Origin of the sequence: Pseudomonas sp. NPDC087804 (assembly GCF_044742965.1) — a bacterium.
Lineage (GTDB): Bacteria > Pseudomonadota > Gammaproteobacteria > Pseudomonadales > Pseudomonadaceae > Aquipseudomonas > Aquipseudomonas rustica.
The window spans coordinates 1-1,147 of record NZ_JBIUVN010000066.1 but is presented as its reverse complement, the minus strand read 5'-3'; the positions used below and the strand labels follow the sequence as shown (position 1 = coordinate 1,147).

Annotated in this window: 1 pseudogene; it reads left to right on the top strand. The window is 59.7% G+C overall.

Features of this window, described 5'->3' with window-relative positions:
- Nucleotides 1–1,147 (top strand): annotated as a pseudogene (locus ACIOMO_RS27910) (NADH-quinone oxidoreductase subunit C); the annotation flags it as partial.

Here is a 1,147-nt window from a genome sequence, read left to right as displayed (position 1 = left end):
TGTCCGAGAGCGACCTCAGCTTGCCGACCGTTACCGGTATCTGGCCGAACGCCAACTGGTACGAGCGTGAAGTCTGGGACATGTTCGGCATCGACTTCAAAGGTCACCCGCACCTGTCGCGCATCATGATGCCGCCGACCTGGGAAGGTCACCCGCTGCGCAAGGACTTCCCGGCGCGTGCGACCGAATTCGATCCGTTCAGCCTCAACCTCGCCAAGCAACAGCTTGAGGAAGAAGCCGCGCGTTTCCGTCCTGAAGACTGGGGCATGAAGCGTTCCGGGACGAACGAGGACTACATGTTCCTCAACCTCGGTCCGAACCACCCTTCGGCGCACGGTGCGTTCCGCATCATTCTGCAACTGGACGGTGAAGAAATCGTCGACTGCGTACCGGATGTCGGTTACCACCACCGTGGTGCCGAGAAGATGGCCGAGCGTCAGTCGTGGCACAGTTTCATCCCGTACACCGACCGTATCGATTACCTCGGCGGCGTGATGAACAACCTGCCGTACGTGCTCTCGGTCGAGAAGCTGGCCGGCATCAAAGTGCCTGAGAAGGTCGACGTCATCCGCATCATGATGGCCGAGTTCTTCCGGATCACCAGCCACCTGCTGTTCCTCGGTACTTACATCCAGGACGTCGGCGCCATGACTCCGGTGTTCTTCACTTTCACCGACCGCCAGAAGGCGTACACGGTGATTGAAGCCATTACCGGTTTCCGTCTGCACCCGGCCTGGTACCGCATCGGTGGTGTTGCTCACGACCTGCCGCGCGGCTGGGAAAAACTGGTGAAAGACTTCGTTGAATGGCTGCCAAAACGCCTCGACGAGTACACCAAGGCTGCCCTGCAAAACAGCATCCTCAAGGGTCGTACCATCGGCGTCGCGGCCTACAACACCAAAGAAGCCCTGGAATGGGGCGTCACCGGTGCCGGCCTGCGTTCGACCGGTTGCGACTTCGACCTGCGTAAAGCGCGTCCATACTCCGGCTACGAGAACTTCGAGTTCGAAGTGCCGCTGGCTGCCAATGGCGATGCCTACGACCGCTGCATGGTTCGCGTTGAAGAGATGCGCCAGAGCATCAAGATCATCGACCAGTGCATGCGCAACATGCCGGAAGGCCCGTACAAGGCGGATCACCCTCAGAA